Origin of the sequence: Arthrobacter sp. V1I7 (assembly GCF_030817015.1) — a bacterium.
Classification (GTDB): domain Bacteria; phylum Actinomycetota; class Actinomycetes; order Actinomycetales; family Micrococcaceae; genus Arthrobacter.
On sequence record NZ_JAUSYS010000001.1, the window covers coordinates 4,218,241 to 4,232,702 of the forward strand.

13 protein-coding genes are annotated in these 14,462 nt (G+C 65.6%); 5 read left to right on the top strand and 8 right to left on the bottom strand.

Annotation, left to right across the window (positions count from 1 at the left end):
• Nucleotides 1–9: 9 nt before the first annotated feature.
• From QFZ69_RS19385 to QFZ69_RS19405, 5 genes are all read right to left on the bottom strand, one after another.
• Nucleotides 10–1,434 (bottom strand): cation:dicarboxylate symporter family transporter, encoded by a 1,425-nt coding sequence (locus QFZ69_RS19385; protein ID WP_306913684.1) that lies wholly within the window; start codon nt 1,432–1,434, stop codon nt 10–12.
• Between the two features lie 338 nt (nt 1,435–1,772).
• Nucleotides 1,773–3,524, bottom strand: a complete 1,752-nt coding sequence (locus QFZ69_RS19390) for a hypothetical protein (protein ID WP_307000345.1) — start codon at nt 3,522–3,524, stop codon at nt 1,773–1,775.
• Nucleotides 3,525–3,781: 257 nt separating this feature from the next.
• Nucleotides 3,782–4,390, bottom strand: coding sequence for a lytic transglycosylase domain-containing protein (locus QFZ69_RS19395; RefSeq protein WP_306913685.1), 609 nt, complete (start codon nt 4,388–4,390; stop codon nt 3,782–3,784).
• Nucleotides 4,391–5,389: 999 nt separating this feature from the next.
• Nucleotides 5,390–5,944 (bottom strand): MarR family winged helix-turn-helix transcriptional regulator, encoded by a 555-nt coding sequence (locus QFZ69_RS19400; RefSeq protein WP_306913686.1) that lies wholly within the window; start codon nt 5,942–5,944, stop codon nt 5,390–5,392.
• A gap of 96 nt (nt 5,945–6,040) precedes the next feature.
• Nucleotides 6,041–6,616, bottom strand: coding sequence for a DUF2382 domain-containing protein (locus QFZ69_RS19405; RefSeq protein WP_306913688.1), 576 nt, complete (start codon nt 6,614–6,616; stop codon nt 6,041–6,043).
• A 356-nt stretch (nt 6,617–6,972) separates the two neighbouring features.
• On the opposite strand from QFZ69_RS19405, the gene QFZ69_RS19410 reads away from it, so the two are divergent.
• From QFZ69_RS19410 to QFZ69_RS19420, 3 genes are read left to right on the top strand one after another with little or no spacing between them, the layout of a single operon-like run.
• Nucleotides 6,973–7,803 carry a hypothetical protein gene (locus QFZ69_RS19410; protein ID WP_306913689.1) on the top strand — a complete coding sequence of 277 codons (831 nt, stop codon included), beginning with the start codon at nt 6,973–6,975 and terminating at the stop codon, nt 7,801–7,803.
• Nucleotides 7,800–8,231 (top strand): phage holin family protein, encoded by a 432-nt coding sequence (locus tag QFZ69_RS19415; protein WP_306913691.1) that lies wholly within the window; start codon nt 7,800–7,802, stop codon nt 8,229–8,231. Before QFZ69_RS19410 ends, QFZ69_RS19415 begins: the two co-directional genes overlap by 4 nt.
• Nucleotides 8,228–8,836, top strand: coding sequence for a DUF3618 domain-containing protein (locus QFZ69_RS19420; RefSeq protein WP_306913693.1), 609 nt, complete (start codon nt 8,228–8,230; stop codon nt 8,834–8,836). The genes QFZ69_RS19415 and QFZ69_RS19420 overlap by 4 nt, the downstream gene beginning before the upstream one ends.
• A gap of 54 nt (nt 8,837–8,890) precedes the next feature.
• Here the strand turns inward: QFZ69_RS19420 and QFZ69_RS19425 are convergent, their stop codons facing one another.
• Nucleotides 8,891–9,838, bottom strand: coding sequence for a glycerophosphodiester phosphodiesterase family protein (locus QFZ69_RS19425; RefSeq protein WP_306913694.1), 948 nt, complete (start codon nt 9,836–9,838; stop codon nt 8,891–8,893).
• Between the two features lie 153 nt (nt 9,839–9,991).
• On the opposite strand from QFZ69_RS19425, the gene QFZ69_RS19430 reads away from it, so the two are divergent.
• Nucleotides 9,992–11,197, top strand: a complete 1,206-nt coding sequence (locus tag QFZ69_RS19430) for a DUF445 domain-containing protein (protein WP_306919513.1) — start codon at nt 9,992–9,994, stop codon at nt 11,195–11,197.
• Between the two features lie 4 nt (nt 11,198–11,201).
• On the opposite strand, the gene QFZ69_RS19435 is transcribed toward QFZ69_RS19430, so the two are convergent.
• Entirely contained in the window at nt 11,202–11,951 is a 750-nt protein-coding gene (locus QFZ69_RS19435; protein WP_306913696.1) for a LamB/YcsF family protein, read from the bottom strand.
• Nucleotides 11,942–12,865, bottom strand: a complete 924-nt coding sequence (locus QFZ69_RS19440; RefSeq protein ID WP_306913697.1) for a hypothetical protein — start codon at nt 12,863–12,865, stop codon at nt 11,942–11,944. Before QFZ69_RS19440 ends, QFZ69_RS19435 begins: the two co-directional genes overlap by 10 nt.
• Before the next feature lie 172 nt (nt 12,866–13,037).
• On the opposite strand from QFZ69_RS19440, the gene QFZ69_RS19445 reads away from it, so the two are divergent.
• Entirely contained in the window at nt 13,038–14,378 is a 1,341-nt protein-coding gene (locus tag QFZ69_RS19445) for an MFS transporter (protein ID WP_306913698.1), read from the top strand.
• Nucleotides 14,379–14,462: the final 84 nt, after the last annotated feature.

Below are 14,462 nucleotides of genomic sequence, written 5' to 3' on the forward strand. Positions count from 1 at the left end.
GCCGTTCTTTCATCGTTCCTCCTTGCGCGGCGCCGCCGCACCGGCAGCCTCCCGTTCGTGCTCCTCGTGTTCCCGGACGCCTTCCGGAGGACCCTCATAGCCATGGTCTTCGTCCATCGTGACTTCGTCGAACGGGAAGGCACCGGACAGGACCTGCTCCACCTGGTCTTTGTCAATTTCCCGGGTCCAGGTGCCGATCAGCACCGTGGCCACGGCGTTGCCGGTGAAATTGGTCAGCGCCCGGGCCTCGGACATAAACCGGTCGATCCCCACGATCAGTCCCACACCCTCCACCAGGTCTGGCCGGTGCGACTGCAGACCACCGGCCAGGGTGGCCAGTCCAGCCCCGGTGACCCCAGCGGCGCCCTTGGAGGCAATGATCATGAACACCAGCAGCGAAATCTGCTCACCGATGGACAACGGCGTGCCCAGAGCTTCCGCAACGAACAACGAGGCCATGGTCAAGTAAATGGCCGTGCCGTCCAGGTTGAAGGAATACCCCGTCGGCACCGTGATACCGACCACCGGCTTCGCGATACCCAGATGCTCCATCTTGGCGATCAGCCGCGGCAGCGCCACCTCGGAGGATGAAGTGGAGAAAATGAGCAGATATTCACGGGCCAGATACCTCATCAACCGGAAGATATTGACCCCGGTGACGAACTTCAACAGACTCCCCAACACCACGACGATGAAGACAATGCAGGTGATGTAGAAGGCGACCATGAGGGTCGCCAGACTGATAATCGCCTGGATGCCAGTCTGCCCGACGACGGCGGCGATGGCGCCGAAAGCACCGATGGGCGCCAGCCACATGATCATAGCCAGGATCCGGAACACGAGCGTCTGGACGGAACCAATCGCTTTTAGGATCGGCACACCCGACCTGCCCATCCGCTGGAGGGCGAAACCGACCAGCAGCGCCACAAACAGCGTCTGAAGGATGCTGGCGGAGGTCAGCGAAGACAGCAGCGTGGTCGGGATGATGCCCAAGATAAACTCGGTGGTTCCCGCGGCCTCCCCGTCACCGCCTCCGGCTTCGAAGGTGCCGCCCTGGAGGTTGAGCCCTTCACCCGGCTGAACGAGGTTGCCGACAATGAGCCCGATGGCCAGTGCGAAAGTGGACATTAGCATAAAGTAGCCGAGCGCCAGACCGCCAACTTTGCCCACGGTGGCCGCCTTGGCGATCGACCCGACGCCCAGCACGATGGTGCAGAAGATGATCGGGGCGATCATCATCTTGATCAGCGCAATGAAACCGTCGCCCAACGGCTTCAGCGCCTGTGCAAAGCCCGGCGCCACCAGACCGAGCACAGCGCCCAGCACGACGGCTGCGATCACCGTCACATAGAGAACGTGGGTCCTGTCCTTCTTCTTCCTCGCCTCCGGGGGAGATGCTGCACTGCCCGCAGGGACCTGCGCCGAGGATGACATCGAAAGCCTCCTTAAGATCCGGTGAATTACTCGATGTCTACTAATGTCCCACTGTGTAACCGGGATCACCATGGTGGTACGCGTGAGATAGTCCCCGGCCTCTCCCTCCGCTACAACTCATCGCCTTCGCGTCAGGGCTTCCAGACCGCGAATCTCCTTGGTTCTTGTGCCTTCATTGTCAATGGCTCATTCCACGAAGCATGGCCGTCCGTGGCCACGAACTTCACCTGGTTTTTCATCTCCGCGATGGCACTTTTTCGCATGCGCTCCTTGGACGAGTCGCCGCGCTGGATCACCACCCGTTATTTAACGATCGTCGGGAATCGGCTAACGGGGTGTCATTTGGCGGAAATCACGGTTGTCGTTTCCGTGGCCGTGTTGTTCGCGCTGTCAGGGTCCGGTTGGTTGGCGCGCGCGGTTGCGGTGTTGGAGATGGTTCCGGCTTTCGCCGGGTTGACGACGATGGTCACTGTGGCCGTTCCGGATGCCGCCAGCGATCCGAGGTCACAGGTCAGTATGCCGCCGCTCTTGCCGCTGCCTTCACGCTGGCAGGAACCTTGGCTGGACGATGCCGAGACGAAGATGGCGTCGGGCAGGGTGTCTGTCATGCTGAGGCCGGATGCGCCGCCCGGGCCGTGGTTCTGAAGCGTGACCGTGTAGGTGACCTGGCCGCGGGCCAGGACCGGGTCCGGCGAGTCCGTCATTGTTAGGGCGATATCAGAAGCGAGTCTCATGTCCCGGACAAAGGCATCCCTGAAAGTATTCCCGTCGTCGGGCACGAGTGACGACTGCGAATCGAAGGCTATGACCTGGCCACTGGGGGTCATTGACGGAAACAGGCTGTTACCGTCGCCGAAGGTGCCGTCACTGGACACGCTGACAATCTCGGTTGTCCCCTCCGCAATGTCGCGCAGATATATGTTTTCGCGGAAGTCCTCGGGGCCGCCGAAATTGGTGGCGCGGGATACGAGCGCCACGTACCGGCCGTCATCGCTCACGTCTCCCGCAAACGTCAATTCATCACCCTGCTCGCCTGTGTCGTTCACGCTGACGAGCGTGTACTCACCGGTGGCGGTATCGACGTGCCAAGCGTCCTCATTGAAGCCGTTGGTGTCCGGGCTGATGAAGCCGTCGTCCTTGGTAGTGAAAGTGAGAAACCGGCCGTTGTTGCTGATCCCGTTGGCGAGGCCGTGCAGGGTGACGAACGAAAACGGATTGCCGCGCCCGGTTGTGACAGCGGACATAACGCCGGTTCCGCGGTTGTACAAGAACGCGTCGACGTCGTCGGTGTCCGCCTCCGCACCGGGCACCAGGTTTGAGGCGAAGGAGGAGAAGTAGACAAAGCTTCCGTCTTCACTCAGCTGTGGGGTGAAATACGATCCGCCGTTGGCGTCGGAACCCTCGGGAGTTTGGCTGATGCGTTCGGTGACCGAGGCCTGACGGTCATGAACGAAGATATCTGCAGCGAAATTGGTGTCGGACGGAACAAGGTCCTCAGCGTAGGAATAGAACGCCACGTACCTGCCGTCGGCACTAATGTCCGGATTTTCACCGCCGCCGGCCTGGGCGCCGCCGCTCGCAACGCTTACGCGTGTGGTCACCTTGGTGACGCGGTCGTGCACAAAGACGTCCGCGGTATTGTTGGTGTCTCCCTTGACCAGGTTGGTGGACTCCGAGTCAAACGCCACATACCTGCCATCCGCGCTGATGGATGGGCCGCCCATTCCATTTAGGACGCCGCTGTCGCCGTCGCCCTGCCGTCCGGCGCTGGAAACGCTGACGCGTTCGGTAGTTCCGGTCAGCCGATCCCGGACGAAGGTGTCGTATCCGGCGGTCAGGGATGACAGGCCGCCGTTGGTGTCATCCGGAACGAGGTTCCCGGCTCTGGAGGTGAAAGCCACATAACGACCGTCCGCGCTGACCGAGGGCCGTTCGCTATCGCTGTCGCCCTGGGTTCCGGTGCCGCTGACACTCACCAATTCAGTGAATCCAGGCGCTGGTGCCGCGATGGCCGCTGATGCCGGGATGATCAGTACACCGGCCGCCGCCCAAACCGTGATGGCAGCGGCCCTGCTACCCATCCCGGACATGCTCTTTTTCCGTGTCACAACCAGTGTTCCCCGTTCATTTGCATCGCCTGATGAACCAGCCTCCATCAGATCGTCAGGGCTGCCTCTCAGCCCACGGCAAACATCTCGCAAGTCTCTTGCGGAAACCCTGTAAATATCTGATGAGCCGCCCCAACGGAAAACCAAGCGTCGCGGTAAAGGATTTCCCCACACGTCTTCCTGCCGCGAATGCCGCCAAGGGCCTGACCCAATCCCCAAAAAGTGAGCCGGTCGAGGAGTTAGCCTGCAGCGCCAGACTGTCCAGCGTAGGCCTTTGCCTGCTCGCGGACCTGGTTGAGGTAGGACTCAGACTGGTTGTAGGAGTAGATGGCGTCGTTCCAGCCCCTTGCGGTCGTGAGGTGACGGCCGTGGGCGCACAGGTACGAGGCGGCACTCAGCGCGGCGTCGTCGATGTTAGAGGGGTCGGCTGCTCCGTCGCCGTTCCCGTCCCGCCCCGCGTACTGCCAAGTGGACGGAATGAACTGCATCGGTCCGACGGCGCGGTCCCAGAGGGCGTCACCGTCCAAGGCACCCGCGTCCGTGTCAGCGATGGCGGCGAAACCATCGCCGTTGAGGCTGGGGCCGATGATCGGCCCGCTCGCCTGCCCGGTGGTTGTCAGGTGTCCGCCGCCGTGAGTTCCGTGGCCGGATTCGATGAAGCCGATGGCCGCCACCGTATTCCAGCCGATCCCGCAGGTCGGAGCGGAAACGTTGGCCGCGACGGCCGCAGTCACGTAGGCCTTCAGCGCGCGGGCAGGGATGCCGGTTTGCGCCGCAGCCCGGATGAGCCACTGCGCGTCCGCGCTCCGGGTAATGCTCACCGCGGAGGTGCTGTCGGTCGACAGCATTTCGAGTGTCGCCTCCGCCTGCGGCGGTGGAGGCAGGGCCCCGCGGGTCTCCGCACCGGACAGAGGGAGCGCCCAGAATAAGAACCCGGTGATCACGCAGAATACGAACAGGCCGAAAACTGCAAGGCGTTTCAGACGGAGCACGGACTACTCGAACCCTCCATGGACGACACTGGTGCGCTGGTCCCGCGATTCCTTGACGCCGGATCGGGCTCCGTCGTAATCGGTTGCCACTGAGGTGACTCTCATTCCTAGGTTTGTGCTGACCGGAAGCAAACGTACACCATGGTCCGCGGTTGAGGGCCGCAATTCTCAGCACCGGTTTCCGGCGCGGCGGACTGGCCCAGACTGAGTACGCGCCGGGCACCCTGCGCGAGAAAGTCTTCGGCTCGTTTAGCTTCTGAGGCCCACGCCGTAGGTCAGCACCCTATTACCGGCTGGGCACCACACCCATGCCGTCTCATGACTCCCCGCCCGCTTCCAGTCACTTTCGACGAACGCCGCGTTGTAGGGCCAGAAATTCTGCATGCACGTGGCCCAGACTTGGTAGGCACCCGTTCCCCCGGAACAGTGAGCGGTGGCGTAAGGGAACCAGACGCCATCATTGGTCCAGCAGCCGGTCGGTGCCGCCGCCGCCGGCCCAGCACCGATGGGCAGCAGCAAGAGGCCAGCCACGGTGGCCGCGAGTGCGATCCGTCTTGATCGTTGCTTCATGGCGGCCCCCTCTACCCGCAGGACTGACCCTTCGAATACTGCCCCGAGTAGACCTATCGTAGGAGCCTGCCCGATCGTGTGCAAGAGGCTGGCTACCTGCCGAAGTTGGCTCTGCAGGGGCGGTAGTCCGGCGCTTCCAGCTCGTCAGGTGGAGCCGGCGGGCGGCGATGACCAGCACTCCCGGCCGCCGCGTTGACGATGAGGATCGCCAGTGTCCTGGCCGCCAACGACAGGGCCTAGCGTAATTTCCCTGCACCCACCCCGGTTGCGGGAGGATCCTGGTGTTCAGTAACCATCAGTGCTTTCCGACCCCGCTGGATCCTGCCCCGGCGTGAACCGCCGGTGGTGGGTCGTTTCAAGCGTACGCTCCACCGGCGGGCCCGGTTGTCCTGGGCTGGTCTGCGGGTCCGGTGGTGGGCCTTGGAAGGAGTCAACAAATCTGGCCAATTGCTGCTGGAGGATCTCCCAGCCCTCGACATCCATGGCCGCCGGAAAGGCGTTATTCTCCGCGTTACGGGCCGCTTCCAGGGCCGCCTGTCCCGCCTCCGTCAGTTCGACCTGGAGTTGGCGACGGTCCGTCTCGTTCCGGGTTCTGGTCACGAGCCCTTGGGATTCCAGCCGGGCCAGGACTCTGCCGAGGGTCTGGCTTTGGACGTGCACTTTCGCGGCGAGCTGTTCCTGGTTTAGCGGGCGGGGGGCGACAGCCTCCAGGGCGATAACTGCGGCGCGCGTCAGGCCCAGCGGCGCCAGCGCTTCATCCTGGCGGCGCTGAACCAGCCGGGCCGCCGCGACCAGAAGCCGATAGCTGCCCCGGAGGTTCGGTTCAGGATCGCGGCTCATCCGTGATGCCTTCCTGGGTCGGGACGTGCAGAGCAAAAATATGAGAGTGGAAGTCAGGACCAGGGCGGGGTCCTGTCCCTGACTTCCGCTTGTTTGCTACCGCCGACTGCCGTCGTCACCGTCGGTTTCGATGCGTTCCTTGCGTACTTCCTCATCCACGGTCACGTCGTCCGTGATGGGTTCCCGTTCGATCCGGAGCTCTTCACGCTGCACCGGAACGGTCTGGGTCACGTTCTCGGTGGTTACATATTTGCGCAGCCGCGCACGTCCGGCGGCGGCAACCCCCGCGTCGCGGCCAGTCCCGTCATAGTCCGTGTCCCGGCCGGTCGTCGCCTCCGTATAGGTCAGAGCCCCGCCGCCTAGTCCGTAGTGGGCGTAGAGCCGGTCCTCTTCGGAAGGCTCGAGGTGCCCGTCCGTGTCCACCCGGGGGGCGTCTTTGACCTGGTCCTTGGTGTACGGGATGACGATGTCGCCGCCTTCGATGCGGGCGCCCTCCAGCGGGACGAAGGATTCGGAAGTGCCGAACAGTCCGGTCTTCACCGTGACCCACGTGGGCTGGCCATTGTCGTCGTCCGCGTAGACCTGGCCGATGGATCCGATCTTGTCTCCATCGGTGGCAACGACGTTTCCGTTGCGCTGGAGCAGGTCGTCGATATCTTCCTTGGCGAGCATAATGCCTCCTTGGATCCGGATGAGGTTTGGGTTTGCAACACCTCCATGCGGAAGCCTGCATACCTCCACCATAAGCATGCTTAGTAAGCGCTTGGCAAGCATGCTTACTATTTTTTTGAGATTAACGGAAGTTTTGCATCGGCCTCTCGGAACGATCCGACCCTTGGACCGCGGCCGCCGCCAAGCCCTCGGAGCCGAAAATTCCGCACAATTCCAGCAATATGGCAAATGCGGACCATCTACATCTTGCAGCAGATACCAAGTGTGCTTACGATCTACATAGTAACCATGCTTACTGTTCGATCCAGCACCGCTGGTTCCTAATCGCCAGCTAACCTTCCGAAAAGAGAGCAACGATGACAGAGAACCAATGGCCGCAGGCTGCAGAGCCTGCCTCCACAAATCCGTACCCGGCCGCAGGAACAGCATCCCCCGCCGCTCCTGAAGGTTCCCAGTCCAAAAAGGACGTCGCAAAGGACGAGGCGGCGAATGTGGCCGGACAGGCTGCCGGCGCCGCCCAGAACGTGGCGGAAACGGCGAAGGCAGAGGCCGCCAATGTGGCCTCCGAGGTGAAGACCAGCACCAAGGACCTGCTGCACCAGGCGAAGTCGGACCTGACGAGCCAGGCGGGCACGCAGCAGCAGAAGGCGGCCGAAGGAATCCGCACGATCTCCTCGCAGCTGCGCACCATGGCGGATGCGCCGGACCAGCAGGGTGTCGCTTCGGACCTGATCCGCCAGGCGGCGGACCGCTCCGCCTCCGTGGCCTCGTGGCTGGAGAACCGGGATCCGGGATCCCTGCTGGATGAGGCGAAGTCCTTTGCCCGCCAGCGCCCCGGGGCATTCCTGCTCCTGGCCGCCGGCGCGGGGTTGCTAGCGGGGAGGCTGGGCCGAAGCCTCCAGGCCGGTGCGTCCGCCACAAGTTCCACAACGGGCACGGCAGTCCCGCCGCAGCCACGGCAGTCCCCGGCTACCGAAGCCAACATCACTGCGGGCGTCGGCGAGCCGTTCTACGACGAGACCACGACCGGCCTACCGCCATACGCGGAGACCGTGTACGGCGAGCCGCCGCTGCCAGGCGCAACACGGCCGGGTCCGGCGCAGACCCTTCCGGGAAGTTCCAGCGCCGGTGTCCCGCTGCGCGACGTCAATGATCCGTACACCGAAGGCGAAGGGCGACCCCTGTGAGCAGCCAGACACCGGAACCCCCTCCCTCCGCCGCGCACGCCAAGGCGGATTCGACCTCCCTGGGAGATCTCCTCAGTGACGTCACCCGGGAACTTTCCACCCTGATGCGGCAGGAAATCGAACTCGCCAAGGCTGAACTGAAGCAGTCGGGCACGAAGGCAGGCAAGGGCGGCGGCATGCTCGCGGGCGCCGGCGTGGCCGGCCACTTCGTGCTGCTGTTCCTTTCCATTGCCCTCTGGTACGCATTGGGGATGCTCATGGGCCTGGGCTGGTCCGCCGTCGTAGTAGCCATCATCTGGGGCATCATCGCCGCAGTGCTGGCATCGATGGGCCGCAAGGAACTCAAGAAAATCCAAGGCATGCCCCGGACCGTCGAGACAATCCAGGAAATTCCACCCACCCTGAAACCTAATGAGGACAAACGATGAGTGAAAACCCGGACGCAATCCGCGCCGACATTGAAGCTACCCGCGCCCGCCTCGGCACCAACGTGGATGCCGTGGCTGACAAAGTAACCCCGTCCAATGTCGTCCACCGGCAGACCGACAAGGTCAAGGACGCCGTATACGGGGTGAAGGACAAGATCATGGGCGTCTCGGATACCGCCACCAGCAAAGTCCACTCAGCAACAGGCAGCGCTGGAGCAAGCATTGGCTCCTCCATCGGGGATGCCGGATCGGCCATCGCGGACGCCCCCCACCAGGCCGCCGTGAAGACCCAGGGCAACCCCCTTGCCGCCGGCCTGATCGCCTTCGGCGTGGGACTGCTCGTCTCTTCCCTGATCCCGCCAAGCCAGAAGGAACGCGAAGCCGCCGAGGCGCTGAAGAGCGCCGCGGAACCGGTCACCACCCAGCTGACGGAGGCTGCCCAGGACATGGCACAGGGCCTCAAGGAGCCGGCCCAGGAAGCGGTGGAGAACGTCAAGGCCACCGCCACCGACGCCGTCCAAACCGTCAAGGACGAAGGCCAGGGCAGCGTCTCGGACGTCAAGGCCAGCGCCACTGACGCCAAGGACCACGTCCAGAACACCTAACGCAGTGTTTGCTTGCGGGCCGCCTCCCCACCCAGGAGAGGCGGCCCGTTCGCTTTACCCCGGCCTGATCCGATTATCACCGCTTGCTCCGGACTGCGGTGCCCGGCGCGGCGGCCGGCCGCCGTTGGTGAGTTGGGCGAGGACCTGCGCGGGACGGTTCGTGGTGATCTCGTGGACGCCCAGCTCCTGGCAGAGTGCGACGTCGTCCTCCTCGTCCACTGTCCAGACCCGGAACCGGCGTCCGGAATCGAGCCAGCGCCGGACGATCCGGGAGTGCCCGCGCAAGTAGTCGACGCCGGGTCCGGCAATGCCGACCTCACCGTTGTTCAGGATCCGCACTCCCTCCGTGTGGGCGGCCTTCATCACGTTTGCCAGCGCACCGCCGGTGAACGCCCCGAGGCCAAGCCCTACGCGGATGCCGTCGACGTCCACGTCGTCGACCAGCTGGCAGACCGCCTCCGCCGGAACGGATTTGAGCAGGTGCTTCACCGCGTCCGGGCTGAAGCTCATGAAGGACACCTTGATGTTTCCGAGCATCGACGTGGCCGGCTCCCACCCTTGGGCCGTCAGGACATCGAGGACGCGGTCTTCGAGCCTGAGCTGGTACGGGCTGGGGTGTTTGAGCTCAATTGCCAGCCCGATCTCGCGGCCTGCCGCCCGCAGGATGTCCAGGAGCTCGACAAGGGTCAGGAACTGCGTTGATGTGCCGCCGTATTCGGCGGGAATCCGGGCGCCCCGCCAGGAGGAGAAATCCAACCGGCGGAGCTCCCTCAGGGTCCGGTCGGCGACCGGACCGGTGCCGTCCGAGGTCCGGTCCAGGTTCGCGTCGTGCACCAGCACGGGGTGCAGGTCACGGGTCAGGCGGACGTCGCACTCGACACCGTCGGCGCCGTCGACGATGGCCTGCAGGTAGGCGGCCCGGGTGTGCTCCGCGAAAGCCCCGCTGGAGCCGCGGTGGGCGTAGACAAGCGGACGGGCGTCCCGGGACTCGTCGGTTGTCATAGAGCCACGTTAGCGGACCTGACCGGCCAGGAGTCCGACTAGGCTGGGCACATGCACGTGAATACTGATCGAGCTTCCCGGCCCGCGTCCGGGTCCGCCGTCGAACATCGGTACAGCGCGGCGGACGCCGAGAAAGCCGTTGCGCTGCGGAAAATGAAGCTGCTCGCCGTGTCGCTGCTGATCGCGATGGCCGTCATCTTCCTGATCGCCTTCGGACTGCAGAAGCAGTATCCGTGGCTCGAATACGTCCGGGCGGCTGCCGAGGGCGGCATGGTGGGTGCGCTTGCCGACTGGTTCGCCGTCACCGCCCTGTTCAAGTACCCGATGGGCCTCAAGATCCCGCACACCGCCATCATCCCGAATCGGAAGGACCAGATCGGCGCCTCGCTGGGCGACTTCGTGGAGACCAACTTCCTCTCCGAGCAGGTAGTCCACGAGAAGCTTGCCTCCATGGACATCGCGCGCAAGGCTGGCACCTGGCTGTCCGGACCCGGCGGTGCCGAACGCGTCGCCAAGGAAGGCGCCGCCATCATCCGCGGCGCGTTCACCGTGTTGAACGACGACGACGTCCAGGCCGTGATCGAGAGCATGGTCCGCAAGCATCTGCTCACCCCGCCCTGGGGACCGCCGGTGGGCCGGCTCGCCCAGCGGATCTTCGACGACGGCCACCACCACGCACTCGTGGACCTGCTGGTCGACCGCACGGTGGACTGGGTCCGGGACAACCACGAAACCGTCAGCAGGCTGGTCACGGACCGCTCCCCCACCTGGGTGCCGACCTTCGTGGACGGGCTCGTGGGCGACAAGGTCTACGTGGAGATCCTGAAATTCACCAAGGCGGTGCAGGCCAATCCCCAGCACCAGGTCCGGTTGTCCATCGACAAGTACCTCCAGGAACTCGCGCAGGACCTGCAGCATGACCCGGTCATGATCGCCCGCGCCGAGGGCATCAAAGCCCAGGTCCTCGGCGACCCCGAGGTCAGGGAACTCGCGTCCCGCACATGGGGCACCATCAAGACCGCCCTGCTCACCGCCGTCGACGATCCGCACAGCGAGCTGACCGTGAAGTTCAAGGCCGCCGTGCACGACTTCGGCACCCGGCTGGTGGTGGATCCGGAACTGGCCGGCAAGGTGAACAAGTGGATCGGCGACGCCGCGGGCTATCTCGTGAAGACCTACCGCTCGGATATCGCCGCCGTGATCTCAGATACCGTGGCGCGCTGGGATGGCGAAGAAACCTCACAAAAGATCGAGCTCCAGGTGGGCAAGGACCTGCAGTTCATCCGGATCAACGGCACCGTCGTGGGCGCCCTTGCCGGGCTCGCCATCTTCACCGTGGCGCACCTGTTGTTCGGCTAGCTCTCTAGGCGAAACTTTCCAGCTCGACGCCGGCCTGCTCCAGGGCCGCGCGGACCGCGCCCGCCGTGAGGATGGACCCGGGGGCAGCCCCGTGCAGGCACAGCGAGTGCGGTTCGATCCGGAGCACCGTGCCGTCGACCGCTTCGACTTCGCCCTTCGTAGCGAGGCGTACGGCCCGTTCTGCGATTTGCCCGGCGTCGTGCAGCAGGGCACCGTCCTGCGAGCGCGGCACAAGGGTGCCGTCCGGCAGGTAGCTGCGGTCGGCGAAGGCTTCGGCGAAGACGGGGTGGCCCGATTCCGCTGCAATCGCGAGCAGGGCGGAGCCGGGGAAGCCGAGCACCGGCAGTCCCGGGTCGTAGGCCTGGACGGCAGCGATCACGGCCGACGCCTGCTCGGCGTCGCGCACTGTCCGATCGTAGAGGGCGCCGTGCACCTTGACGTAATCCACCGAGGCGCCGACCGCATGGGCCACCCCGTCCAGGGCGCCGAGCTGGTACAGCACGGACCCGAAGAGATCGTCGAAGGACATGTCCAGTGCCCGGAGGCCGAACCCGGCGAGGTCCGGGTAGCCGATGTGGGCGCCCACCCGGACGTCGAGCTCGTAGGCGGCACGGCAGGTGTCCAGCATCGTCACGGGGTCTCCGGCGTGCACCCCGCAGGCCACGCTGGCGCTCGTGACGAGGGGGAACATGGCGGCGTCGTCACCCATGGTCCAGCTCCCGAAGGACTCCCCGAGGTCGGCGTTCAGATCCAAGACTTGCCGCCTTCCGGCGCAGAGTCGTTGCGGGGGCCGGCGTCGGAAGGCGTGCCCGGGCCCGCCCCCAGGCCGGGGTCGGAAGGCGTGCCGGGGCCCGCATCCAGGCCGATGTCCGGACGGGTGTTGCGGAGGGCCTCCGGGCCGGCCGCGCCCGCGTTGGCCCGCAGTTCGCCCGGGATCGTGTCCGGCATGGGTCCGAAGGCCTCCTTGGCGTTGGCGATGACGGCGAGTCCCATCATGCGGTTGCCGACGCCGCCGACCACGGCTCCGATGCCGAAGGGCAGCGCCCGGCCCAGCAGGGCAGTGCCCTGGCGTTTCAGCAGGTTCCGGAGGAACATCGTCTGGATCCGTTCCCGCACCGAGCCGAAGCCAGCCATCGGAACCCGGCGGGCGAAGAGGGAGCCCCACGCCTGGGTGGGTCCCTTGCCTTGCCCCGCGGACTGCGCGCCCAGCGAGCCCAGCAAGGCCGTGCCCTCCTCACCGAGCATGATGGCCATGACCAGCGTGCTTGCCTTATCCGGGTCGACCATCTGCACGCCGTGCAGCTCGGCGAGCGAGGTAGCGAACACTGCCGTGGCCTCGAGGAATCCGACGGTCGCGGCGGCTGAAAGACCCAGTGCGGCCACGGTACCGACACCGGGAATTACGGCCGATCCGCCCACGAGTGCCCCGCCGCCGGTGACGGTGAGCAGATAATCGCGTTCCAGTTTTGCGGCCAGTTGCGCCGCCGTGGCATGCGGATGCCTCTTCTGCAGGCGCCGGAGATTTGCCAGGACCAGGGGGCGCTGGATCTCGACGGCCCGCAAGAGCACGTTGTGGACGCCTGGCTTGGGGTTGCCCTCGGCGTCGAACATCACGTTGTGTGCGGTCTTCTGCGCCATCTTCATCGCCGGGTTGCTGCGCTTGGCCATCGTCGCCTCTCGTCAAAAACCGGAACTGTCGGTAGGTGCAGGCCGTCACTTGCCTGCACGCCTTAACACTAGGCCAAACCCCCGGCCGGGTCAGGGCGCCCCGGCACACCGGCCCATCCCGCGGCCCGGCATTTTTCCCTCAGAGTCCCCGGCGGGCCCCTAGACTGGGCACATGCGCGCCCCGCGAGCCCTCCGTCCATTCGCGCACCGGGAATACCGGGTGCTGATCGCGGCGCTGGCCATCTCCATCTTCGGCTCCGGAATGTGGGCCGTCGCGATGGTCTATGAGGTGATCCACCTTGGCGGCGGCCCGCTGGAGCTCTCGCTTGTGGCCGCGGCGGGCAGTGCGGGGCTCGTGGCGTTCGTGCTGGCCGGCGGCATCGCGGCGGACCGGGTGCCGCAGCGGCTGCTGATCATCGGAGTCGAGGGCGCGAACCTGGCCGTCATTGCCGGCATCAGCGGGCTCGCCCTGCTCGGCTGGCTGCAGCTCTGGCATCTGGCGCTCGGGGCGTTCGTGTTGGGCGTCGGGGCGGCGTTCTTCTTCCCCGCGTACTCCGCCATCCTGCCCCGGATCCTCCCGCCCGAGGACCTGCTCGCGGCCAACGGCATGGAAGGGACAGTGCGGCCGATCCTGCAGCAGGCTGCCGGTCCTGCCGTCGCCGGCATCCTGGTGGCCGCGCTTTCCCCCTCGCACGCGGTGACCGGCGTGGCGGCCTGCCATCTGCTGGCTTTCGGAATCCTGAACTTCCTCAGGCCCCAGCACCCGCTCGCGGGCCAGGAGCCCGCGGACGCCGCCGCGGGCGAGCGGGTGCACGCCAGCTCGTTGCTGCACGACCTCCGCGAAGGGGTGGGCTACACGCTCCGGACCCCCTGGCTGTTGTGGACCCTGCTCTGGGCCTGCATTTCGGTACTGTTCCTGATCGGCCCGATCGAGGTGCTGTTGCCGTTCGTGGTCCGCGACCAGCTCGGCGGCGACTCGCGGATGTTCGGTTTCCTGCTCGCCATCATGGGCGTCGGTAGCGCTGTAGCCTCGCTGGCCACGGCGTCCTTCCCCCTGCCGCGCCGCTATCTCAGCGTGATGATGGTTTCCTGGGGAGTGGGCACGCTGCCGATCGCCGCCGTGGGGATCATGGACAGTTTCTGGGCGGTGGCCGCAGCCATGTTTGTCTTCGGCGCCACCGGAAGTGTGGGCATGGTCATCTGGGGCACGTTGCTGCAGCGCCGGGTCCCGCCGCACCTGCTCGGCCGCGTCTCCAGCCTGGATTTTTTCGTCTCGCTCGCCCTCATGCCCGTCTCCATGGCCCTGGCCGGCCCCGCCGCCGAGGTGCTCCCGGTGTGGCTGATATTCCTCGTGGCGGGGGGCGTGTGCCCGCTCATGGCCGTCGTGGCGATGGTCGTCGCGCGGATGCCGCAGGACGAGCTGGCCCATCCCCTGGACCGCGGCCTGGACCGCGGCGCGGACAGCGGCGCGGACCGGGACCCGGACAGCGGGCGGACGGCGGAACGGACCTGATGTGCGACCGGGGCGGATCGACGTCGTCCCTCCGCGCCGTGGCTGAGCCCGGGACGCGCGCGTTCGCGTCCCGGACTGCCGCGC

Excerpts from the sequence above, each read along its gene's own strand:
- QFZ69_RS19385 (WP_306913684.1), bottom strand. The coding sequence starts at position 1,434 with ATGTCATCCTCGGCGCAGGTCCCTGCGGGCAGTGCAGCATCTCCCCCG.
- QFZ69_RS19390 (WP_307000345.1), bottom strand. The coding sequence starts at position 3,524 with ATGTCCGGGATGGGTAGCAGGGCCGCTGCCATCACGGTTTGGGCGGCG.
- QFZ69_RS19395 (WP_306913685.1), bottom strand. The coding sequence starts at position 4,390 with ATGCTGTCGACCGACAGCACCTCCGCGGTGAGCATTACCCGGAGCGCG.
- QFZ69_RS19400 (WP_306913686.1), bottom strand. The coding sequence starts at position 5,944 with ATGAGCCGCGATCCTGAACCGAACCTCCGGGGCAGCTATCGGCTTCTG.
- QFZ69_RS19405 (WP_306913688.1), bottom strand. The coding sequence starts at position 6,616 with ATGCTCGCCAAGGAAGATATCGACGACCTGCTCCAGCGCAACGGAAAC.
- QFZ69_RS19410 (WP_306913689.1), top strand. The coding sequence starts at position 6,973 with ATGACAGAGAACCAATGGCCGCAGGCTGCAGAGCCTGCCTCCACAAAT.
- QFZ69_RS19420 (WP_306913693.1), top strand. The coding sequence starts at position 8,228 with ATGAGTGAAAACCCGGACGCAATCCGCGCCGACATTGAAGCTACCCGC.
- QFZ69_RS19425 (WP_306913694.1), bottom strand. The coding sequence starts at position 9,838 with ATGACAACCGACGAGTCCCGGGACGCCCGTCCGCTTGTCTACGCCCAC.
- QFZ69_RS19430 (WP_306919513.1), top strand. The coding sequence starts at position 9,992 with ATGAAGCTGCTCGCCGTGTCGCTGCTGATCGCGATGGCCGTCATCTTC.
- QFZ69_RS19440 (WP_306913697.1), bottom strand. The coding sequence starts at position 12,865 with ATGGCCAAGCGCAGCAACCCGGCGATGAAGATGGCGCAGAAGACCGCA.
- QFZ69_RS19445 (WP_306913698.1), top strand. The coding sequence starts at position 13,038 with ATGCGCGCCCCGCGAGCCCTCCGTCCATTCGCGCACCGGGAATACCGG.